Below are 21668 nucleotides of genomic sequence, written 5' to 3'. Positions count from 1 at the left end.
CACTCACGAGTTTCACTTGCGTAAAACTCCTCGTTGTTCAGTTTTCAAAGATCAAAATCTTTCGTTTAACTTCGCGTTCATCACCGTTTGTTAATTTCAGCGGCGACTTTTATAATATATCATGTTCTCTTCAATAATGCAAGACTTTTTTTCGAAGTTTTTTTCGAAGTCTTTTCGACGTCCTGCTGAGCAGAATGTTCACTTGAAAGGAACGAGTTATAATTTATCACATTTTTGCTAACTGAGTCAATACCTTTTTATAAAAAAGTTTTAAGTTCCCTGTCAAGTTCTCTTAACTCTTTATTACCAATAACACTACCCTCTAACCCACCTCTAAATAGTAGACTTTATAAAATAAAATCCCCTTCCAATCCAATTCGATTAGATGGACCGAAGGGGCATTTATATCCGCATCATTATTTGAATTGTGAGATACGTGCATTTCTCGCATACTTAGATAGTTCTTTTGCAGGTGCAAATCTTGCATACATACGGAAGACTGTTTTATAACGGTTAGCTATAGCATATCGGATTTCACGATCCAGCCTAGAATCACCGAGATCAAGTAGCATCTCATCAAGTTCCTTGCGAATCACATAATCTAGTTCTTTACATTCTTTCTCATTAAACAGCATTCCGAGCATCACAATACTCCTTCATCATGTTTTTTATCTGCCTTACAAGATGTTTTATTGTTATGCTCATGTTTTGCCATAAATATGAATTGAAACTCAAATTACTTTACAAGCGCAAATGTGATCGTGCTTTCAATAATGGCAGCAATGAACAGAAAAATAACAATCCAGACAGAAGCCGTACCGGTTTGTCTCATAAAGGAAAGGAAGTCTACAGTTCGATTGCGAGTACGCTTTATTCTCTGGCCTAAGGATTTAATGATAAGCACGCCAAACTTTAGACCAAACGCACATGCGACGATAATAGCGGGAATTTCTATAATTCCGTGCGGCAGCAACCCTTTTACAACCACATCGTACATACTTACACCCTGTTGCCATGATAAATGCAGTAAAAAGCCTAGAACTCCCCCATTAATGACAAGAAAAATAATTGGAATGACTCCTGCTAGTGCCCCAGCAAATATAACAAGTACCGCCTTAGTTGCATTGTTCCAAAATATGAAGGTGAAAAAGTTCCACTGTACATTATCCCCCTGCTGCAGCTGCTCACTGATTTCTTTAATCCCGCTAATTTGCTGAATCATAATTTCTTGTAAAACCCCCGTGCTAATCCAACCAAGGACTCCTCCAACCAAAAAAATGATGGCTGATGCCCACACATAATTTGATATCGAATAAAGATCTTTAATAAAGGTTTGTAGACGAAACATTTTGTTCCCCTCTTTCTATGGTCAATGTAAGACTGACTTAGGTTGCTTGTCATATGTACAAGGTACGAGCATACATATAAGAGTAAACGATTTGGTAAATGGAAGGAGCATCGATTATGAATTCATATTTCTATGTCTTAAATGGACGAAAGATCAAGAAATTTCTTATTGTTTTCGCTGCAGCAATCTTCACTCTTGGAATCATCTACGTGGAGACAGAAAATGTATCCGTATTCTCCGAGGGTGGGGGTTCTCCAACCGCAGTATACAGTGTTCCCACAGAGAAGAAAATAATCGCACTGACGTTTGATATCAGCTGGGGGGATAAACGCACCGAACCGATTCTAAAAGTACTTGAGGATAAGAAATTACAAAAGGCTACTTTTTTTCTGTCTGCCCCTTGGTCAAAAACACATCCTGATATGGTTACAAAGATTAAAGATGCCGGCTTTGAAATTGGCAGCCATGGATATAAACATGTGAATTACAGTAGTTTAACGGAAGAAGAAATCCAAAAGCAAATTACAACAGCCCACTCTATTTTAACCGATGTATCGGGAAAAGAACCGAACTTACTCCGCCTTCCAAACGGGGATTTTGATAAGCGAGTACTTCGCATTGCAGATAATCTTAAATATCAGGTTGTTCAGTGGGATACCGATTCTCTGGATTGGAAGAATCCTGGAGTTGATCAAATTGTAAATCGTGTTGTCAGTAAAGCTCATCCTGGTGATATAGTTCTTCTCCATGCCAGTGACTCTGTAAAACAAACTCATGAAGCATTGCCGATTATTATTGACCAGCTTCGTCAAAAAGGATATGAGTTCGTGACTGTATCCGAATTAATTAATCAGTCTAATGTAAAAGGTACTGAAGTACGCGATCAAGCTTTTATAGACCAACATATTGAAGATGCAGGAGGCCTGTAAATAAAAAGAGCTAACGCTTAAGTTAGCTCTTTTGCTTTGAAACCCGTTCTTGATACAATTCGGTGAAGCATGAGAATCTGATATGTATTACAAGCAAGAAGCGGAATCACGGTAAATGTGGTAGCTGCATTTTCCCCAATATTTAAAACACCTATGGTCTCCACTATGGTTAAAGCAATCATGAAAAATAAAGTAGGTATTAGGGCATTACTATTTGTAGCTTTTACTTTAAAATATGCGGTTACCATTGCGGTTGTTAAAATAATGAGACTAAGCAGCATATCAGTAAACCCTGTATTACTATGATCCATAAATATACGGAAGAACATGAGTTCCAGTAAGGCAAGAATCGTTAGAGCCAACTGAATGTAATTCCATGTTTTTATAGAAAATGTGCCTCTCCCCATATAATTAAGGATTAAATAAGCGAAAAAACCAAGCTGTGAATAGACACTAATCATCATACCTGCTCCAAACAAGATAAGTAGATACAATAGGAAATCTGCTGTACTTGATGGCTTGTATTCCCAGGTGGTGAGTATAAGTCCAGTTACTAATGACGCGATCCCACCGATACATAGGGTTTGCCAGAATAAATTAAACCATTTCCTTAAATTCAAAACATTTCCACCTCCAAGTGTTTATTTTACCAACGATCTCTAAAAAACACCATGGCTTAACAGACATAAATCCCTTCCTTGCCCCACATACTACATTCAGTTATTCAGACAAAGGGGATGTGGGACTAGTGAAGTGGCACAGCATTAAATGTTTATGTATTGCAGGAGGTCTGGCTTTATTTTTATCCGGTTGCGGTTCTGATAATCCAAGTGCTGCTCCGCAGGGGAGTTATAAAGAAACAAAGACAATGGTCATAGATATTCTAAAAAGCGACGAAGGTAAAAAAGCTCTGGAAGAGGCTCTTCTCGGAGAACGTAGTTCAGGCCAAAGTTCATCCAGCGAAGCAGGTTCGGGGAGTAATGCAAGCAGTTCAGGAAATACATCTAAAGGGTTAGGAATAAAAATGCTCACTTCGCAAAGCTCTTCTGATGAAATCAGAGTAGCTGTTAAGGACACCTTGTCTTCTCCTGAGTACAAAAAAGTATTCGAGGAAATTATGAAAGATCCTAAGTTTGCCGGGGATTTTGCTAAAGTAGTCAATTCTCAAAGTAAACAAATTCATATGGAACTTATTAAAGATCCCTCCTATCAAAAATCGATGGAAGATATCTTAAAATCGCCGGAAATGACTAAAATGTTATTACAACTAACCCAAACAGCAGATTATCGTAAACAGACGATGAGTGTTATGCAGGAAGCCATGCAAAATCCTATTTTCCGGATGGAAGTTATGGAACTGTTAAAATCTGTCGTCAAAGAAGAACTTCAGCCTAAACAAAGTGAAGGTGCTGGAGGAGATCAAGAGAAGAAAGGCCAATCTAAGAGCCAAGGCGGTAAAAAAGAACAAGGCGGCAGTAGTAGTGGCGGCGGTGACAGCAGTGGTACTGGTGGGTAACTAATCATTACTAGGCCATTCTCCTAGAAAAAAATGGCCAAGCGAAGCGCTTGGCCTTTTGAATATAATCATGTAGTGATTTTGTGTCATCACCGAAAAGTTTTAGCTTGTAATTAAGTGTTTGGCCACTTCATCATATATTTTACCGATCTCTGTATTTTCCTTATACACCGAAGGTGAAAAATCCGGTTCAGATATATGATTGTCGGGAGAACCTAATGGAATTTGAGCAAGGAGTTCTGTGTGCAAGCTTTCTGCTAGTCGGCCTCCTCCACCTCTTCCAAATACATAATCTTTTGTACCGCATGTACTACACTCGTAGTAAGCCATATTTTCTATTACACCAAGTAGTTCATGATTGGTTTGGATCGCCATAGCCCCTGCTCTAGCAGCAACAAATGCAGCTGTGGCATGCGGTGTGGTCACTATAATTTCTTTGCTTTGTGGAATCATTTGGTGTACATCAAGCGCGACGTCGCCTGTGCCAGGAGGTAAATCAAGGATCATATAATCTAAATCCCCCCAATTTACATCACTAAAGAACTGACGCAGCATCTTGCCAAGCATCGGTCCTCTCCAAATGACAGGGCTGTTCTCTTGTACGAAGAATCCCATAGACATTACCTTAACACCAAAGCGCTCCACCGGCTGAATTACTCCATCTATCAATACAGGTGCATCTTCAATGCCCATCATATCTGGGACACTAAACCCGTAAATATCTGCATCTATGATTCCTACTTTTTTACCTTGTCTCGCCAGGGCAACTGCCAAGTTAACAGTCACTGTAGATTTCCCAACTCCCCCTTTACCACTAGCGATCGCTATAAAGGTAACTCCTGATTCCGGGTCAAGTAACTCATGAGATTCCATCCCAGCTGCGTGTCCTTTTACAAGCACTTCATCATCGGTAGGTTCTGTTCCTTTGGTTGAATTCTGTTCAAAGCTTTGGAGTAACTCTTTTTCAGCATCTGATGCAAGGCGCATTCTTACGTGAACCTCTTTTACGCCTGCTTCCTGAAGAAGGGCTGTGACATTATTTTTCAAAATATTGCGAACGTTTTCATCATCGGTTAAACAAATCAAGGTTAAAGCCACACTGTCCTCTTTCACCATGACATCCCTAATAAACTGCAAATCTGTAAATAACAGACCGCTTATAGGCTCCTGCAAGGTAGAAAGCACTTCTAGTACTTGATCTCTTGATAACATGATAATTGCACCTCAGCTTTATCTATTGGCATGTATTTCACTCTGATCTTTCTAATACATGTCCATTATATCACTCACCGAGGTGCAGATGGCCTACTTTTTCATTTTCTCACCAGACGTGTATCTCAGAATCCCCTTGTAAACCGAAGCTGCCACTTTGCGCTGATATTCCTCTTCTGCAAGGAGTCTAGATTCCTCGGGATGAGATAGAAAACCAACTTCTACTAATACCGCTGGCATTTTTAGCGCTTGCAGCAGGTATACCGTATTTACTGTTTTGGCCACTCGGTCTGTGTTCTCAAGGTTTCTTCTTATCTCATCTTGAACAAGTGCAGCAAAATCTGCATTATCTTCATGATTAGGGTAGTAGAAGACCTGAGCACCACTCCAGCGATTTGAAGGAATGCTGTTCATATGAATGGTAATAAAAAGATCTGCTTTTTTGTCACTGATCATCTTAACTCGCTGCTTTAAATCTTCCGTTTTCCGTCTTGAGTAAGATTTGGTCTCAGGGGAAGCAAGGTCTACATCCCTTTCTCTTGTCATCACCACTGTGGCACCTGCTTGCTGCAAATAATCACGTAAGTATAAAGCCACTGCTAAATTGATATCTTTCTCAATTATTCCTTGTTTGCTGACAGCCCCTCCATCAGGCCCTCCATGACCAGCATCAAGAGCTATGACCTTACCCGATAGCGGCAAGCTCCATGTGCTCCAAGTCTTTGACGCCGGGACCTCATAGGTAGCAATACAGATGAATAGTGCCAGTAAGAGAACACCCATCATCAGTTTTTTCATCGTGCTCACATGAATCCACACCATGAATTTGTTGTTCGAACTCTGTTTCCGCATAAAAAAGCCACCTCCGATCCCATAAATGACCATAATGATCTATATGGGACGAGGTGGACAAATATACCGTTCATTGGGACAAACTTATAAAAACTAAGATGTAACGTGTTCCGCCATACCTTGAATCAATATTTGGGCCACTTCTGGACGTGTGAATTCAGGTGGCGGACACTTGCCCTCACGGAGAAGTGCTCTTACTTTGGTGCCAGACAAAGTCATATGGTCTTCTTTACTATGCGGGCACGTTTTGGCAGAAGCCATATTGCCACATTTTAAACAGAAAAAGCTATGTTCAAAGAAAAGAGGAGTGATCCCAAGTTCCTCAGATGTAAAGTTAGTAAATATCTCTTGTGCCTCATAGGTACCGTAGTAGTCCCCTACCCCAGCATGATCTCGACCAACAATAAAATGAGTACATCCATAGTTTTTGCGTACTATCGCGTGGAAAATAGCCTCTCTAGGGCCCGCATAACGCATTGCTGCTGGGAAGACACCTAAAAAAGTGCGATCGGCAGGATAATAGTTCTCAAGAAGCGCTAGATAACTGTTCATACGAACATTCGCGGGAACGTCATCTGATTTTGTTTCACCTACCAACGGGTTAAGGAATAATGCATCTACAATCTCCATAGCGCTTTTCTGAATATACTCATGGGCACGGTGAACAGGGTTGCGTGTTTGGAAACCAACAATCGTTTTCCAGCCATTTTGTTGAAAAAGTTGTCGTGTCTGCTCGGGGTCATAGTAGAACTCATTAAATTTAGCAGGATGTTTACGATTTAACACGAAGATAGGACCGCCAATATAAAAGACAGAACGTTCAAACAGTTTTTTTACCCCTGGATGTTCCTGATCATTTGTCTTATACACATTCTTCGCTTCTTTATCATGATCAACTTCATAAATGCTTTCTATCGTGAGGGTGCCGTATATAACATTATCTTCTTGACCTGTAAGTGCAATGGTCTCACCAATCTGAAGGTTTTGTGCAGTCTCCATGTCAACATCAAGCGTAATAGGTATGCTCCAAACTGTACCATCCGCAAGTCTCATTCCTTCAATTACTGACTGATAGTCCGCTTCATTCATAAAGCCCGTAAGAGGAGAAAATGCTCCTACCCCTATGAGATCAAGATCAGAAATGGTCCAATTGTTAATCGGTAAGCGTCTTAGTTTCTCAGCTTCTTGAAGCATTTCTTCCCTATTCCTATCTTCTACAATTCGATTCACTAATGTACCACCGTGAGGTAATATCGATGCCATGATCTCATCTCCCTATAGTCATATACGCTTTAGCAATGTAATAAATATTTATTTATGAAGTCCGCATTCAGTCTTATCATTGCCTGACCAGCGACCTGCGCGCGGGTCTTCACCTGGCATTACCTGTCTGGTGCACTGCTCACAGCCGATACTAGGGTAGTTCTGATCATGCAATGGATTATAGATCAAATTATTATCTTTAATGTATTTCCATACGTCCTCATTCGTCCATCCAGCAATCGGGTTAAATTTCATAAGTCCAAATTTCGTGTCATACTCTACCTTCTTAGAGTTAGCACGAGTTGGCGCTTGATCACGACGAATTCCCGTAATCCAAGCATCGTATTGAGATAAAATACGCGTAAGCGGCTCTACTTTGCGAATATTACAGCAAGCGTTAGGATCTGATTTCCAAAGCTCTGGACTATAAGTAGCAGCTTGCTCATCAGGTGTCAGCGTAGGAGAAACACGAACAAAGTCAATATGATAACGTGCCACAAGTCGATCCCTTGTTTCATAAGTTTCTTTAAAATGAAAGTCTGTATCAAGATAGAAGATATCGGTAGCGGGACTGATTTTTTGTATCATATCCACTAAAACAACATCTTCTGCACCAAAACTACATGCAAGAGTAATGTTCGGAAATGTCTCAACAGCATATTGAATAATCTCTTCAGGAGAAGCATCTTCCAGTTCAATTGCCTTGTCTTTTGCCAATTCTTCTTTTTCTAACAGATTCACAATGTAACCTCCCATAGGGGTGATATTTTTTACACTAAACCGATATATATGATATGAATTACAATTAAGTATAAATATTTCCAGTTATATGTCAATGCTATTTCCAAGGTAAACTGTCAGAATTAAAAGAAATTATTTATATTCTAATCATATTCCTTCGATGTGAATCAAATTCTTACCACATGAAAACAGTAAATTTGTAACGATATAAAAAGGAATAAGAAGCATTTTGTCTATATAGACCTAATAAAGTAACTAAAATTGATTCTTTATACAACAAAAAAGCCCTCTCTTCCGAAGAAGAAAGGACTTTTGATCCGAACAAATTAACGTTTGGAGAACTGAGGTGCGCGACGAGCTGCTTTAAGACCGTATTTTTTACGCTCTTTCATACGTGGGTCACGTGTTAAGAAGCCAGCTTTTTTCAAGCTTCCACGGTACTCAGGATCTACTTTAAGAAGTGCACGGGCGATACCGTGACGAATTGCTCCTGCTTGACCAGTAATACCGCCACCGTGAGCAATAACGAGAATATCGTAGTTGCTTGTAGTTTCAGTCAGTTCAAGTGGTTGTTTAACGATCAGTTTGAGTGTTTCCAAACCGCCGAAATAATCGTTGATATCACGTTTGTTAATGACAATGCGTCCTTCACCCGGTACAAGGCGAACACGAGCTACCGAATGTTTACGACGACCTGTCCCATAGTATTGTACTTGTGCCATGAAACTGTCCTCCTTTTAATTATCCGCGAAGTTCGTAAACTTCAGGTTTTTGTGCTGCATGTGGATGTTCAGCGCCAGCATATGCTTTCAATCTAAGTTTCATTTGGTTACCCATACGAGTTTTAGGAAGCATGCCGTGTACAGCAAGTTCGATCATACGTTCAGGTTTGTTTTTTACCATGTCTTTTGCAACAGTGACTTTAAGACCACCTGGGTGCATGGAATGACGATAGTATTTTTTGTTGTCCATTTTCTTACCTGTAAGAACAATTTTCTCAGCGTTGATGACAACAACGAAATCACCAGTGTCAACGTGTGGAGTAAATTGTGGCTTATGTTTACCGCGGATCAAAGCCGCAGCTTCGCTCGCCAAACGGCCAAGCGTTTTGCCTTCAGCGTCAATGATGTGCCAGTTACGCTCTACTTCATTAGGCTTAGCCATATAAGTGGTACGCATGAAAAGATCCTCCTTTAAATATCGCGTTCATAATACGCATAAATAGTTATCATTTATATTCGTTAAAAGTTGCTGTTAGTTTGATGGATTTACGTGTGTTGCATATCGTTTACTTAAATGGGGCTGTGGGAAAGCCATTAAGAAAACACAACTTATATATTACACGATTAAATGCTACTTCGCAAGACATTATCGCAGGTTTTTTTTAGGAGATGTTCATACTCAACATTCCATAACATTAAACCCTTACTAACCGCTGTTGGGCCAGCCGCAGAACGGTCTTGTGCAGCTAGGATATGTTTCATATCCTTAGGCTGACGTTTCCCTTCTCCTATTTCCAGGAGCGTACCGATAATAATCCGCACCATATGCTGAAGAAAGCCACTACCCGTCAAATAGATATGAATAACACCTTGATCTCGCGGATGATCCACTCTGCACATGGAAGTGTCGTGGTCCAATCGCGCTTCATATAAAGTCCTGACATGGGAATCCTTCGTTGAATGTCTGGATGCGAAAGAAGTAAAGTCGTGTGTACCTAGTAAGTACGGCAAACTTTCATTCATTGCCTTAATATCGAGCTTGCCTGGATGGTGCAACTGTATCCGGCGATTAAATATATCTACAAATTGATTAGCATTAATTGTGTAACGATAAGTCTTTCTTTTGGCAGAACGCCTGGAGTGAAATGAGAGTGGTACTTCGTATGCATCTGTTATAACGATGTCGTCAGGCAGTCTTGTGTTAAGAGCCATGCACCAGCGCTCAAGAGGAATCTTGGACTCTGTGTGAAAGTGAAACACTTGCCCTCTTGCATGGACCCCAGCATCAGTACGTCCCGAAGCATGGATTTTGATTTCCTCTCCAGTCAGATAGTTAATCGATTTTTCGATAATATCTTGTATTGTGTTGCCTATGGGCTGTGTCTGGAAACCAAAGTAATCCGTTCCATCGTAATTCACACGCATACATATATTCCGCATTATTCTCACCTCATCATACCATACTAATCAAAGCATCCATTCGTAATGACAGCATCACAATGAAAAAGAGCTCCTCTCGGAGCTCCTCCCCAAACTACAGCGCAGCACTAGCGAAAAAAAGGGGCAGTTCAGAACCTAGATCCTGTCCACCCTTCCTTCACTCTCGCTTCATATTACACGCGGTCTACTAATTCCAAGTAAACCATAGGTGCAGAATCACCGCGACGAGGTCCCAGTTTCATGATACGAGTGTATCCACCTGGACGCTCAGTGTAACGTGGTGCAATATCGCTGAACAGTTTTTGAATTGCATCCTGTTCACCATCAATTGTTTCACGGCGCACATATGCAGCAACTTGACGACGTGCGTGCAAATCACCTTTTTTAGCTTTAGTGATCAGTTTTTCAGCAATAGAACGAACTTCTTTTGCTTTCGCTTCCGTCGTTTGAATGCGCTCATACAAGAACAGATCCGTTACGAGGTCACGGAACAATGCTTTACGAGCACTGGAGTTACGACCCAACTTTTGGTATGCCATGTTTTCCCCTCCTTCACTTCAAGCAATCGTGTTGCTTATTCTTCTGTACGAAGACCCAAACCAAGCTCTTCGAGCTTCTCTTGCACTTCTTCTAAAGATTTACGACCCAGGTTACGAACCTTCATCATGTCCTCTTCAGTTTTTGTTGTAAGTTCTTGAACCGTGTTGATACCAGCACGTTTCAAGCAGTTATAGGATCGAACAGATAGATCGAGCTCTTCGATCGTCATTTCGAGTACTTTTTCTTTTTTGTCTTCCTCTTTTTCGACCATGATTTCTGCATCTTTCGCTTCGTCTGTTAGACCCACAAAGAGCAGTACATGTTCAGTCAAGATTTTAGCGCCAAGACTTACAGCTTCTTCTGGACGAATGCTGCCATCAGTCCAAATTTCAAGTGTAAGCTTATCGTAGTTTGTTACTTGACCTACACGCGTATTTTCAACACCGTAGTTGACACGCGCAATCGGGGTATAGATCGAATCCACAGGGATGACGCCGATCGGCTGATCATCGCGTTTATTCCGATCTGCCTGGACGTAGCCGCGACCGCGATTGGCATAAATACGCATGTGAAGTCTCGAACCTGGACCAAGAGTAGCGATATGAAGATCCGGATTAAGGATTTCAACATCACTATCCGCACGGATATCTCCGGCTGTAACAGCCCCTTCACCTTCAGCATCAATCTCAAGAATCTTCTCTTCATCAGAGTGAATCTTCAAAGACAAAGCTTTAAGGTTCAGAATGATTTCCGTAACGTCTTCCATTACGCCAGGAACTGTAGCAAACTCGTGCAACACTCCATCGATTTGCACCGATGTAACTGCCGCACCTGGAAGTGAGGAAAGCAAGATACGGCGCAGCGAGTTACCCAGCGTCGTACCATATCCGCGTTCCAGCGGTTCTACCACAAATTTGCCATAAGTGCCATCATCGTTGACGTCTACCGTCTCAATTTTTGGCTTTTCGATTTCTATCACTGCAATACCCCTCCTTCAAAACGTCGGTCCGATATGAAATATTTACCTTATCTAGTGTTACCATGTAGTATGCCTAAACAACCATTATTAACAGATTGTGCCGGATTATACCACACGAAGGGGCAAATCTCATTAGACACGACGACGTTTTGGAGGACGGCATCCGTTATGTGGCACAGGAGTTACGTCTTTGATCAGGTTAACTTCAAGACCAGCAGCTTGCAAAGAGCGAATCGCTGCTTCACGGCCGGCACCTGGACCTTTAACCATAACTTCAACTGATTTCATGCCGTGTTCCATTGCTGCTTTAGCTGCAGTTTCTGCTGCCATTTGAGCTGCGAATGGAGTCGACTTACGGGAACCTCTAAATCCAAGACCGCCGGAGCTTGCCCAAGAGATAGCGTTACCGTGTGGATCCGTAATAGTAACAATTGTGTTATTGAACGTGGAACGAATATGAGCCACGCCAGACTCAATATTTTTACGGTCACGACGTTTAGTACGTACGACTTTTTTCGGTTTAGCCATTGTAGATTATCCTCCCTTCTTATTTCTTTTTATTTGCTACAGTACGACGAGGACCTTTACGCGTACGAGCATTTGTTTTAGTACGTTGTCCACGAACTGGAAGTCCACGACGGTGACGAACACCACGGTAACATCCGATTTCAGTCAAACGTTTAATATTTAAAGAAATTTCTCGACGAAGGTCACCTTCTACTTTAACCGTTTTGTCGATACTTTCACGTAATTTGCTCACTTCATCTTCCGTAAGATCACGGACACGAGTATTCGGACTAATGCCTGTTTCGCTCAAAATTTTCTTGGAAGTCGTTGAACCGATTCCGAAAATATATGTCAAGGCGATCTCAACGCGTTTATCACGTGGCAAATCCACACCAGCTATACGAGCCATTTTACGCTACACCCCCTTCTATTATCCTTGTTTTTGTTTGTGTTTCGGATTTTCGCAGATGACCATTACATTACCTTTGCGGCGAATGACTTTGCATTTCTCGCAGATAGGTTTTACAGAAGGTCTTACCTTCATGTTGATTACCTCCTCAAAGTTTTACGATGAGTAAAACTGACTTCGAAAGCATGCTAACAGCCAGATGATACACAATCTATCTACATAGCGTACACTAGATTAGGATACCATGCAAAGCTGATATAAACCTTCATCGTTATTTCAGAAAATAAGCCTTACTATTTACGATAAGTTATACGCCCTTTTGTTAGGTCATAAGGCGATAACTGAACAACCACTTTATCTCCTGTCAGAATGCGGATAAAGTGCATCCGCAGTTTGCCGGAAACGTGAGCTAGAATTTGATGACCATTCTCAAGCTCTACTTTGAACGTTGCGTTGGGAAGCGGCTCAAGAACCGTTCCTTCCACTTCAATGACATCTTCTTTGGCCACAGTTAGTCTCCTTTCTCTTCAGCTTTGAACTTCGCCTACATTTAAGAACTGCTGAACTGCATAACGCAGTTTTCCGTTCGTTACCCGTCCAACTTCGTTTAAGCTGTTCACAACCTCGCTGCTAATCATCGGCTGGGGTTCCAGGTGAAGAAGGTTCTTCTTCTTTCGTCCGTCAAACTTACGTTTGTATCCGTCAGCAATATACACGAACCTGTTGTCCTCAACAGCAATGACTACTGCAATCTGACCGGCATCTCTGCCTCGAAGTATTTTTACGATCTGTCCGACTTGTGGGATCTTTTGATTCATCGTCTCATCACCTACGCATCTCGCTTTCGTAAAAATTACATCCTGTCTGGTTAAGAACAAAAGAAAGTTCTTGAGCACACAGCACATTGTCATACGACATTGTATACAGCCGAACATTGTTCGACGCTTCATGCACTCTTCGTTCATCGACTGAAGTACAAATACTGGCAGGAAAACCGTTATAACCTGTGAAAGACGGCACAGCCCCTTGACTGCGATTATGTTGATCAGTCATTTGGTCAAGTTCTCCGGACAAAACCCGAGCAATACCGTGAATTGCAGGATCAACCTGCACTAATGTGCGAGTTAACCTTACATCACAGTTTGATCCCAGTTCTGCATCGGACTTACAAATGATCATTACCATTAACCTCGCAGTAAGGATACGATCTCTTGCGACACCGCATGAATTTCCTGTTCCCCGTCGATTTGACGCAGAAGACCTTTGTTCTCATAAAACGTGAGGAGTGGTGCAGTTTTGTTGATATATTCGTCAAGACGTGTACCTACGCTCTCTTCATTATCATCAGAACGTTGATACAATTCGCCGCCGCATTTATCACAAATGCCTTCCTGTTTAGGAGGGTTAAAAACAACATGATACGTAGCACCGCAATTTTTACACAAGCGACGTCCTGTTAGACGAGCAAGAAGCTTGTCACGGTCTACTTTCAAGTTGATGACATGGTCCAAACCAGTATTAAGTCGATTCAGAATACCGTCAAGCGCTTCTGCTTGAGAAATGGTTCTTGGAAATCCATCCAACAGAAACCCTTTCTTGCAGTCCGGCTGATGTAGGCGTTCTTCAACAATACCGATTGTAACATCGTCTGGTACAAGCAGTCCTTGATCCATGTATTCTTTAGCTTTCATCCCGATAGGAGTTCCTTGTTTGATCGCTAAGCGAAATGCATCGCCTGTTGAAATGTGAGGAATGCTGAATTCATTTACAATTGCTTCTGCTTGTGTCCCTTTCCCTGCCCCAGGAGGGCCCATGAATAAAATGTTCACGTTATGTCACTCCCTCCAAGACTATCCCTTCAACAAGAAACAGCACAATAGGTGCCGGTTCTGGCAACAATCAAACAAATGATTAGCTGCTTTCAATACCGGAACCTATGGCTACTTATTGATGAAACCTTTGTAATGGCGTTTAATCAATTGACTTTCGATTTGTTTGGTCGTATCCAGTGCTACACCGATTACGATCAGCATGGATGTACCTGCAAGTTGTGCAACTTGCGGCAAACCAGAAAGTGAACCTAAGAATACAGGTAGAACGGAGATGACAGCCAAGAACAAAGCTCCGGTCATAGTCAAACGAGTCATGACACGGGACAAGTATTTCTCAGTTGCTTTACCCGGGCGAATGCCTGGGATATAACCACCATTCTTCTTCATGTTATCGGCCATTTGTTGCGGATTCATCTGCACGAAAGTGTAGAAGAACGTAAAGCCGATAATCATTAGTACATAGAGCACCATACCCAGCGGTTTGTCATAAGACAAGTTCTGAGTGACCCATGTAGCCCAACCATAATTAGCCCAAAATGAAGCAATAATGACTGGGAACTGGAGAAGAGATACAGCGAAAATGACTGGGATTACACCTGCCGCATTAATTTTCAGCGGAATATGAGTGTTTTGTCCACCGTACATTTTGTTACCTACAACACGTTTCGCATATTGAACCGGAATTTTCCGAATCGCTTGCTGGATGTAGATAACCCCTACTACTGTTAACAGGAGAACAAGTACCACAATAATCACTTTAAGTGCATTCATGAATACTTGATCAGCCTGGATAAATTCAGATTCAACTGTTGTACGGATCACATTAGGAATCGTTGAAACGATACCTGCAAAGATAATAATAGAAATACCGTTACCAATACCTTTTTCAGTAATCTGTTCACCGAGCCACATGAGGAACGAAGTACCTGCAGTCAATACGATAGCAATGACAATATAGTCAATGAATGTTGCATTCGGCACCATTTCCTGTCCATACAAACGGTTAAAACCAATAGATGTACCAAAAGCCTGGATTAACCCCAAAATTACTGTACCATAACGTGTGAGCTGCGCAAGTTTTTTCTTACCATGCTCACCTTGTTTAGCCCATTCCGCTAGTTTCGGAATAACATCCATCGACAGAAGCTGTACAATGATGGATGCTGTAATATATGGCATAATCCCGAGCGCGAAGATCGAAAATTGGAACAACGCTCCGCCCGAGAATGTGTTCAGAAGACCAAACAATTCTCTGCCTTGCGAATCTGCCGCAGTAAAAACTTCTTTATTAACTCCGGGAACCGGAACAAAGGAGCCAATGCGGTAGATTATCAGAACAAAGAGAGTGAATAAAATCCGTTTACGCAGATCTTCAACTCGCCATATATTCTTTAAGGTTGTGAGCATTAGATCACCTCGGTTTTACCGCCGGCAGCCTCGATTTTCTCTACCGCAGATTGAGAGAACTTGTTAGCTTTAACTGTCAATTTCACAGTAATATCGCCATTACCCAGAATTTTGATTCCGGATTTTGTGTTTTTCACAATACCCGAGTTAACCAAAATTTCTGGAGTTACTTCTGTACCTGCTTCAAAACTGTTCAGATCTTGAAGATTCACAACTGCATACTCTTTACGAGTAGGATTTATGAATCCGCGTTTTGGCAGACGACGATACAATGGGTTCTGTCCACCCTCGAAGCCTGGACGTACACCACCGCCAGAGCGAGAGTTTTGACCTTTATGACCGCGACCTGAAGTTTTACCCATACCGCTGGAAGTACCGCGTCCAACGCGTTTGCGTTCTTTGCGGGATCCAGGTGCTGGAGAAAGTTCATGTAACTTCATCGTTCGTTGCACCTCCTTAATGATTTGTGGGACAAGTCCCTTACGTATTACTCTTGGATTTCTTTAACAGAAACCATGTGACTTACTTTGTTCACCATACCGCGGATAGCAGCATTATCGTTATGAACCACAGTTTGGTTGATCTTACGAAGACCGAGTGTGTTAACAGTCGCTCTTTGTGACTCATTACGTCCGATCAAACTGCGAACGAGGGTAATTTCCAATTTAGCCATGAGATTCCCTCCTTAGCCCCGAAGCTCTTCGACAGTTTTTCCACGCAATTTCGCTACATCTTCAGCGCGTTTCAAGCGGGACAAACCTTCCAAGGTCGCATTGACCATGTTCATGGAATTCGAAGAACCCAGTGATTTTGTCAAAATGTCACCTACACCAGCAAGTTCCAGAACGGCACGTACTGGTCCACCAGCGATAACTCCAGTACCTTCAGAAGCTGGTTTCAAAAGAACACGTCCAGCACCGAACTTACCAGTGATCGTGTGAGGAATAGATGTTCCTACGATTGGCACATAAATCAGATTTTTCTTAGCATCATCAATACCTTTGCGAATCGCATCAGGTACTTCGCCAGCTTTACCAATACCAGCTCCAACCCAGCCGTTGCCATCGCCGACAACAACTAGTGCACTGAAACTGAAACGGCGTCCGCCTTTTACTACTTTAGCTACGCGATTAATATTTACAACTCTTTCAGTGAGTTCTAAAGTGTTAGGATCTACACGCAAGTCGTTAACCTCCTTTTAAAAATATCTTAGAATTCAAGCCCTGCTTCACGAGCAGCATCAGCTAATGCTTGAACACGTCCATGATAAAGGTAGCCACCACGATCGAAAACGATGTTAGTGTATCCTTTTTCTTTTGCACGTTTAGCAACGAGTTCGCCGACTTTACGAGCCGCTTCTACGTTACCACCGTTACTGATTTCGCCACTGATTTCTTTATCTACTGTTGATGCGGATACCAGGGTTACACCTGCTACATCATCGATCAATTGAGCGTAGATATGCTTGGATGAACGGAATACGTTCAAACGTGGACGTTCAGCTGTTCCAGAAATTTTACCACGAACACGGATATGTCTTTTCAGACGCACTTTGTTCTTATCTTGTTTAGTAATCATCTTCGTTTCACTCCCTTCAGTTTGCCTTTAAAGCTTCATTTTAAGACGCACAGGGTATATTAGAAACACGAGCATATCGCCACCATATGATAGGGACGAAGGAAAAACGGTAAGAAAACTTATTTCTTCTTACCGGCTTTACCTTCCTTACGGATAATGCGCTCGCCTTCATATTTAATCCCTTTACCTTTATAAGGCTCAGGTTCGCGAACAGAACGGATCTCAGCTGCATATGCACCTACACGCTCTTTGTTGATACCGCGAACGATGATTTTTGTGTTTGTAGGAACATCAAACTCAATACCCGGCTCCGGAGTGATTTCTACCGGATGGGAGTAACCTACGTTCAATACGATTTTATCTCCAGATTTGCTTGCACGATATCCGACCCCAACCAGCTCTAGAGATTTTTCGAAACCTTCAGTTACACCACTTACCATGTTACTAACTACGGAACGAGTAGTACCGTGCAAAGAACGATGGAGTTTGTTGTCAGAAGGACGAGTTACAAGAATTTCATTATTTTCAACAGTTACCTTCATATCTTTATGAAGTTCACGTGTGAGTGTACCTTTAGGACCTTTAACCGTAATAACGGAGTCATTCATAGTGACTTCTACGCCACTTGGTACAGAAATTGGTTTGCGACCAATACGGGACATGTGTTGCACCTCCTTGTTTTGTGACTTATATTACCAAACGTAGCAGATAACTTCGCCGCCAGATTTTGCTTGGCGAGCTTCTTTATCTGTCATTACGCCTTTAGAAGTAGAAATGATCGCGATTCCGAGACCGCCAAGTACGCGAGGTACTTCATTACTCTTCGTGTAAACACGTAGACCTGGTTTACTGATTCTTTTCAGACCAGTAATAACACGCTCGTTGTTTTGTCCGTATTTCAAGAAAATACGGATGATTCCTTGTTTGTTATCATCCACATATTCAGCATCACGGATGAAACCTTCACGCTTCAGGATTTCAGCGATTTGTTTTTTCATCGTCGAAGCAGGCATTTCTACCGTTTCGTGACGAACTGTGTTCGCATTACGAATGCGAGTAAGCATATCTGCAATTGGATCAGACATAGTCATTGTGTGTAACCTCCTTCCCGTTCAGGACTTTTTACCAGCTTGCTTTTTTCACGCCAGGGATCTGGCCTTTATAAGCTAATTCACGGAAACAAATTCTGCAAATTTTAAACTTCTGTAATACAGAATGTGGACGACCACAACGTTCGCAACGAGTATAAGCACGAACTTTAAACTTCGGAGCACGTTGTTGTTTAACTTTCATTGAAGTTTTTGCCACTTAGCCTGACACCTCCTAAATAATTTCGGAGAATTCGGGGTCTCTCAAAGACTCCCGGATACTTTAGATTCTTACTTTGCGAAAGGCATTCCGAGTTGAGTAAGCAATTCGCGAGACTCTTCATCGGTTTTAGCCGTAGTTACGATTACGATATCCATACCGCGGACTTTGTCCACTTTATCATACTCAATCTCAGGGAAGATGAGTTGCTCTTTAAGACCAAGTGTGTAGTTACCACGACCATCAAACGCTTTGTTTGATACCCCTTGGAAGTCACGTACACGAGGAAGAGTAATGTTGAACAATTTATCAAGGAAGTGGTACATACGCTCGCCGCGCAATGTCACTTTAACCCCAATTGGCATGTTCTCACGCAGTTTAAAACCAGCGATTGATTTTTTAGCTTTTGTGATTACTGGTTTTTGACCAGAAATCAGCTGCAAATCATTCACAGCGGAATCAAGCACTTTGGAGTTTTGGACAGCTTCACCCACCCCCATGTTGATAACCACTTTTTCGATTTTAGGAACTTGCATTACTGAGCTATATTCAAACTTCTGCACCAAAGCAGGAGTTATTTCATTTAGAAAACGTTCTTTCAATCTTGCCATGAATTATGGACCTCCTTTCTCATTCGGTTACATTAGTCGATCGATTCTCCGGAACGTTTAGCAACGCGTACTTTTTTGCCGTTGTCTAACACTTTGTAACCAATACGAGTTACATTTCCGCTCTTCGGATCAATATGCATCACGTTCGATACATGGATTGGAGCTTCTTTCTCGATGATTCCGCCTTGCGGATTAAGCTGGTTAGGCTTTTGGTGTTTTTTAACGAGGTTAACACCTTCTACAAGAACACGGTTCTCACGAGGATAAGCTGCGATGACACGGCCTTTTTTGCCTTTGTCTTTACCGCTGATCACCATAACAGTGTCGTCTTTTTTGACGTGCAACTTGTTGTTATGAGATTCCAAGACCTTTTTCACTTTTGCCATTTCGTACACCTCCTATGACTTGCGTGAACAAGCTATAAATCAATCCTCAGAAGGATTAAGTTGTTATATTAGATAACTTCTGGAGCCAAGGAAACGATTTTCATGTAGTCTTTTTCGCGAAGTTCGCGAGCAACTGGTCCGAAAATACGAGTACCACGAGGGCTTCTGTCTTCTTTAACTACCACTGCTGCATTCTCATCAAATGCGATGTAAGATCCATCTTTACGACGAACAGAACGTTTTGTGCGAACCACAACTGCTCTTACCACATCACCTTTTTTGACAACGCCGCCTGGTGTTGCTTGTTTGACAGAACAAACGATAAGGTCTCCGATTGAAGCTGTACGACTACGTCCCGTACCACCCAGTACGCGGATACACATCAGTTCCTTCGCACCAGAGTTGTCTGCTACAGTCAAACGTGTAAATGGTTGAATCATCTTGTTTTCCTCCTTTCAGCCAAGCTGAAAATCATTAAATGATAATCGCTTTTTCCACGACTTCAACAAGTCTCCAGTTCTTGTCTTTCGACAAAGGACGAGTTTCCATGATTTTAACAACATCACCAATTTTAGCAGTGTTATTTTCATCATGTGCTTTGAACTTTTTAGTGTACTTGATGCGTTTATGGTACAAATCATGCTTTTTGTAAGTTTCTACAGCAACCACAATTGTTTTATCCATTTTGTCGCTAACCACTTTACCGACTTGCACTTTACGTGCGTTGCGTTCTTCGCTCATTGTTGGGCCTCCTTCCTCATTTAAAGACGGATTGTCCATCCGGTACTATATATTAGCTAATCCCAAGTTCTCTTTCACGGATGATCGTCTTAGCACGTGCAATTTCTCTACGTACGTCACGAATACGAGTTGGGTTATCAAGCTGACCGGTAGCGAGTTGAAAGCGGAGGTTAAAGAGTTCTTCTTTAAATCCGGCAATCTTTTGCTCAATTTCAGCAGTGGTTAGGTTGCGGAATTCACTAGCCTTCATTTACTTCACCACCCAATTCTTCACGTTTCACAAACTTCGTTTTGATTGGCAGCTTGTGAGCAGCCAGACGCATTGCTTCGCGAGCAACATCTTCTGGTACGCCAGAAAGTTCAAACATGATCTTTCCTGGTTTAACTACAGCAACCCATTTCTCAACGTTACCTTTACCACTACCCATACGAACCTCTAGAGGCTTTTGAGTAATTGGCTTATCAGGGAAAATTTTAATCCAAACTTTACCACCACGTTTGATATAACGAGTCATCGCGATACGAGCAGCCTCGATCTGACGGTTCGTAATCCACGCTGGCTCAGTAGCTTGCAAGCCATATTCACCAAAGTTCAGTGTAGTACCGCCTTTAGCTTGGCCTTTCATGTGTCCGCGTTGTTGCTTGCGGTGTTTAACACGTTTTGGTACCAACATGATTAGTTGCCTCCTTCCTTAGCAGCTTTCTTAGCCGTAGGAAGAACCTCTCCACGATAGATCCATACTTTAACGCCCAGACGGCCGTAAGTAGTATGAGCTTCAGCTGTACCGTAGTCAATGTCGGCACGAAGCGTATGCAGTGGAACAGTTCCTTCGCTGTAGCCTTCAGAACGTGCGATCTCAGCTCCGCCAAGACGTCCGCCTACTTGTGTTTTAATTCCTTTTGCACCAGAGCGCATAGTTCTTTGAATTGCTTGTTTCAGAGCACGACGGAAAGAAACACGGCGTTCCAATTGTTGTGCAATGCTTTCAGCTACAAGAATTGCGTCAAGATCTGGTTGTTTAATTTCAGAAATGTTGATGTGAACTTTTTTACCGCCTGCAATCTTCGTGATTTGACCACGGAGAATTTCAACTTCGGATCCACCTTTACCGATAACCATTCCTGGTTTAGCAGTATGGATCGTTACATTGACACGGTTAGCCGCTCTCTCGATTTCAATACGAGATACTGCGGAGTCTTTCAATTTGTTTTTCAGGTATTCACGAATTTTTACGTCTTCAAGCAAGAGATCACCGAAATCTTTGCCTGCGTACCATTTGGATTCCCAGTCACGGATAACTCCGATACGGAGCCCGATGGGATTTACCTTTTGTCCCACACGTTTTC

The 21668-nt window shown here is 42.0% G+C and carries 34 protein-coding genes and 2 pseudogenes; 2 read left to right on the top strand and 34 right to left on the bottom strand.

The window, feature by feature from the left end; all coding sequences use genetic code 11:
* Positions 1-416: 416 nt before the first annotated feature.
* Positions 417-644 (bottom strand): hypothetical protein, encoded by a 228-nt coding sequence (locus tag GQY27_RS18010; protein ID WP_160036639.1) that lies wholly within the window; start codon positions 642-644, stop codon positions 417-419.
* 92 nt (positions 645-736) lie between these two features.
* A complete protein-coding gene (locus GQY27_RS18005; RefSeq protein ID WP_160036638.1) occupies positions 737-1348 on the bottom strand; it encodes a stage II sporulation protein M in 612 nt (203 codons plus the stop codon).
* 116 nt (positions 1349-1464) lie between these two features.
* Here GQY27_RS18005 and pdaB point away from each other — a divergent pair, with 116 nt between their 5' ends.
* On the top strand, positions 1465-2277 hold the full coding sequence (gene pdaB / locus GQY27_RS18000; protein ID WP_160036637.1) for a polysaccharide deacetylase family sporulation protein PdaB: 813 nt from the start codon (positions 1465-1467) through the stop codon (positions 2275-2277).
* Between the two features lie 17 nt (positions 2278-2294).
* Here pdaB and GQY27_RS17995 read toward each other — a convergent pair whose 3' ends face one another.
* Positions 2295-2897 (bottom strand): KinB-signaling pathway activation protein, encoded by a 603-nt coding sequence (locus GQY27_RS17995; protein ID WP_160036636.1) that lies wholly within the window; start codon positions 2895-2897, stop codon positions 2295-2297.
* 128 nt (positions 2898-3025) lie between these two features.
* Here GQY27_RS17995 and gerD point away from each other — a divergent pair, with 128 nt between their 5' ends.
* Positions 3026-3793: a spore germination lipoprotein GerD gene (gene gerD / locus GQY27_RS17990; protein WP_236570650.1), complete on the top strand. Its 768-nt coding sequence runs from the start codon at positions 3026-3028 to the stop codon at positions 3791-3793.
* A 102-nt stretch (positions 3794-3895) separates the two neighbouring features.
* Here the strand turns inward: gerD and salA are convergent, their stop codons facing one another.
* The 31 genes and pseudogenes from salA to rpsC all read right to left on the bottom strand — a co-directional run bounded on the left by salA (position 3896) and on the right by rpsC (position 21660).
* Positions 3896-5005, bottom strand: a complete 1110-nt coding sequence (gene salA, locus GQY27_RS17985; RefSeq protein WP_160036635.1) for an iron-sulfur carrier protein/transcriptional regulator SalA — start codon at positions 5003-5005, stop codon at positions 3896-3898.
* Between the two features lie 93 nt (positions 5006-5098).
* The gene (gene cwlD, locus GQY27_RS17980) at positions 5099-5827 is read right to left on the bottom strand and encodes an N-acetylmuramoyl-L-alanine amidase CwlD (RefSeq protein ID WP_442950918.1); all 729 of its coding nucleotides are present in this window, start codon (positions 5825-5827) and stop codon (positions 5099-5101) included.
* Positions 5828-5950: 123 nt separating this feature from the next.
* Entirely contained in the window at positions 5951-7120 is a 1170-nt protein-coding gene (sat, locus tag GQY27_RS17975; protein WP_160036633.1) for a sulfate adenylyltransferase, read from the bottom strand.
* A gap of 48 nt (positions 7121-7168) precedes the next feature.
* Positions 7169-7861, bottom strand: a complete 693-nt coding sequence (locus GQY27_RS17970; RefSeq protein ID WP_160036632.1) for a phosphoadenylyl-sulfate reductase — start codon at positions 7859-7861, stop codon at positions 7169-7171.
* 326 nt (positions 7862-8187) lie between these two features.
* The gene (gene rpsI, locus GQY27_RS17965) at positions 8188-8583 is read right to left on the bottom strand and encodes a 30S ribosomal protein S9 (RefSeq protein ID WP_160036631.1); all 396 of its coding nucleotides are present in this window, start codon (positions 8581-8583) and stop codon (positions 8188-8190) included.
* A 19-nt stretch (positions 8584-8602) separates the two neighbouring features.
* Complete coding sequence (gene rplM, locus GQY27_RS17960; protein WP_160036630.1) at positions 8603-9040, bottom strand: 50S ribosomal protein L13; 438 nt, start codon at positions 9038-9040, stop codon at positions 8603-8605.
* Between the two features lie 167 nt (positions 9041-9207).
* Positions 9208-10023 carry a tRNA pseudouridine(38-40) synthase TruA gene (gene truA / locus GQY27_RS17955; protein WP_160036629.1) on the bottom strand — a complete coding sequence of 272 codons (816 nt, stop codon included), beginning with the start codon at positions 10021-10023 and terminating at the stop codon, positions 9208-9210.
* Positions 10024-10196: 173 nt separating this feature from the next.
* Entirely contained in the window at positions 10197-10562 is a 366-nt protein-coding gene (gene rplQ / locus GQY27_RS17950; protein ID WP_160036628.1) for a 50S ribosomal protein L17, read from the bottom strand.
* 35 nt (positions 10563-10597) lie between these two features.
* Entirely contained in the window at positions 10598-11542 is a 945-nt protein-coding gene (locus tag GQY27_RS17945; protein ID WP_160036627.1) for a DNA-directed RNA polymerase subunit alpha, read from the bottom strand.
* Between the two features lie 132 nt (positions 11543-11674).
* Complete coding sequence (gene rpsK, locus GQY27_RS17940; protein WP_068537278.1) at positions 11675-12070, bottom strand: 30S ribosomal protein S11; 396 nt, start codon at positions 12068-12070, stop codon at positions 11675-11677.
* 19 nt (positions 12071-12089) lie between these two features.
* Complete coding sequence (rpsM, locus tag GQY27_RS17935) at positions 12090-12458, bottom strand: 30S ribosomal protein S13 (RefSeq protein WP_160036626.1); 369 nt, start codon at positions 12456-12458, stop codon at positions 12090-12092.
* A 21-nt stretch (positions 12459-12479) separates the two neighbouring features.
* On the bottom strand, positions 12480-12593 hold the full coding sequence (rpmJ, locus tag GQY27_RS17930; protein WP_003333770.1) for a 50S ribosomal protein L36: 114 nt from the start codon (positions 12591-12593) through the stop codon (positions 12480-12482).
* 158 nt (positions 12594-12751) lie between these two features.
* Positions 12752-12967 carry a translation initiation factor IF-1 gene (infA, locus tag GQY27_RS17925; RefSeq protein WP_017692098.1) on the bottom strand — a complete coding sequence of 72 codons (216 nt, stop codon included), beginning with the start codon at positions 12965-12967 and terminating at the stop codon, positions 12752-12754.
* Positions 12968-12969: 2 nt separating this feature from the next.
* Positions 12970-13276 (bottom strand): annotated as a pseudogene (locus GQY27_RS17920) (KOW motif-containing protein).
* 130 nt (positions 13277-13406) lie between these two features.
* A pseudogene (locus GQY27_RS22100) lies at positions 13407-13529 on the bottom strand (type I methionyl aminopeptidase); the annotation flags it as partial.
* A 113-nt stretch (positions 13530-13642) separates the two neighbouring features.
* Positions 13643-14287, bottom strand: a complete 645-nt coding sequence (locus GQY27_RS17910; protein ID WP_160036625.1) for an adenylate kinase — start codon at positions 14285-14287, stop codon at positions 13643-13645.
* 111 nt (positions 14288-14398) lie between these two features.
* The gene (gene secY, locus GQY27_RS17905) at positions 14399-15697 is read right to left on the bottom strand and encodes a preprotein translocase subunit SecY (RefSeq protein WP_160036624.1); all 1299 of its coding nucleotides are present in this window, start codon (positions 15695-15697) and stop codon (positions 14399-14401) included.
* Positions 15697-16137 carry a 50S ribosomal protein L15 gene (rplO, locus tag GQY27_RS17900; protein WP_160036623.1) on the bottom strand — a complete coding sequence of 147 codons (441 nt, stop codon included), beginning with the start codon at positions 16135-16137 and terminating at the stop codon, positions 15697-15699. The genes secY and rplO overlap by 1 nt, the downstream gene beginning before the upstream one ends.
* 47 nt (positions 16138-16184) lie before the next feature.
* Positions 16185-16370, bottom strand: a complete 186-nt coding sequence (rpmD, locus tag GQY27_RS17895) for a 50S ribosomal protein L30 (RefSeq protein ID WP_160036622.1) — start codon at positions 16368-16370, stop codon at positions 16185-16187.
* Positions 16371-16382: 12 nt separating this feature from the next.
* A complete protein-coding gene (gene rpsE / locus GQY27_RS17890) occupies positions 16383-16880 on the bottom strand; it encodes a 30S ribosomal protein S5 (RefSeq protein ID WP_160036621.1) in 498 nt (165 codons plus the stop codon).
* Positions 16881-16906: 26 nt separating this feature from the next.
* A complete protein-coding gene (rplR, locus tag GQY27_RS17885; RefSeq protein ID WP_160036620.1) occupies positions 16907-17275 on the bottom strand; it encodes a 50S ribosomal protein L18 in 369 nt (122 codons plus the stop codon).
* A 119-nt stretch (positions 17276-17394) separates the two neighbouring features.
* The gene (gene rplF, locus GQY27_RS17880) at positions 17395-17937 is read right to left on the bottom strand and encodes a 50S ribosomal protein L6 (protein WP_160036619.1); all 543 of its coding nucleotides are present in this window, start codon (positions 17935-17937) and stop codon (positions 17395-17397) included.
* 30 nt (positions 17938-17967) lie between these two features.
* Positions 17968-18366 carry a 30S ribosomal protein S8 gene (gene rpsH / locus GQY27_RS17875; protein WP_160036618.1) on the bottom strand — a complete coding sequence of 133 codons (399 nt, stop codon included), beginning with the start codon at positions 18364-18366 and terminating at the stop codon, positions 17968-17970.
* A 31-nt stretch (positions 18367-18397) separates the two neighbouring features.
* Positions 18398-18583, bottom strand: a complete 186-nt coding sequence (locus tag GQY27_RS17870; protein WP_010348808.1) for a type Z 30S ribosomal protein S14 — start codon at positions 18581-18583, stop codon at positions 18398-18400.
* A 71-nt stretch (positions 18584-18654) separates the two neighbouring features.
* On the bottom strand, positions 18655-19194 hold the full coding sequence (gene rplE, locus GQY27_RS17865; RefSeq protein WP_160036617.1) for a 50S ribosomal protein L5: 540 nt from the start codon (positions 19192-19194) through the stop codon (positions 18655-18657).
* A 32-nt stretch (positions 19195-19226) separates the two neighbouring features.
* Positions 19227-19580: a 50S ribosomal protein L24 gene (rplX, locus tag GQY27_RS17860; RefSeq protein WP_076315706.1), complete on the bottom strand. Its 354-nt coding sequence runs from the start codon at positions 19578-19580 to the stop codon at positions 19227-19229.
* Between the two features lie 68 nt (positions 19581-19648).
* Positions 19649-20020 (bottom strand): 50S ribosomal protein L14, encoded by a 372-nt coding sequence (gene rplN, locus GQY27_RS17855; RefSeq protein WP_160036616.1) that lies wholly within the window; start codon positions 20018-20020, stop codon positions 19649-19651.
* A gap of 34 nt (positions 20021-20054) precedes the next feature.
* Entirely contained in the window at positions 20055-20321 is a 267-nt protein-coding gene (rpsQ, locus tag GQY27_RS17850) for a 30S ribosomal protein S17 (RefSeq protein ID WP_160036615.1), read from the bottom strand.
* Between the two features lie 52 nt (positions 20322-20373).
* Positions 20374-20571 carry a 50S ribosomal protein L29 gene (gene rpmC, locus GQY27_RS17845; protein WP_160036614.1) on the bottom strand — a complete coding sequence of 66 codons (198 nt, stop codon included), beginning with the start codon at positions 20569-20571 and terminating at the stop codon, positions 20374-20376.
* Positions 20561-20995: a 50S ribosomal protein L16 gene (gene rplP, locus GQY27_RS17840; protein WP_160036613.1), complete on the bottom strand. Its 435-nt coding sequence runs from the start codon at positions 20993-20995 to the stop codon at positions 20561-20563. Before rplP ends, rpmC begins: the two co-directional genes overlap by 11 nt.
* A 2-nt stretch (positions 20996-20997) precedes the next feature.
* The gene (gene rpsC / locus GQY27_RS17835; RefSeq protein ID WP_160036612.1) at positions 20998-21660 is read right to left on the bottom strand and encodes a 30S ribosomal protein S3; all 663 of its coding nucleotides are present in this window, start codon (positions 21658-21660) and stop codon (positions 20998-21000) included.
* Between the last annotated feature and the right edge of the window lie 8 nt (positions 21661-21668).

It is taken from the genome of Paenibacillus sp. An7 (genome assembly GCF_009870785.1).
GTDB lineage: Bacteria > Bacillota > Bacilli > Paenibacillales > Paenibacillaceae > Paenibacillus.
The sequence above is the reverse complement of the archived record's forward strand: the minus strand, read 5'-3'. Positions and strand labels throughout refer to the sequence as shown.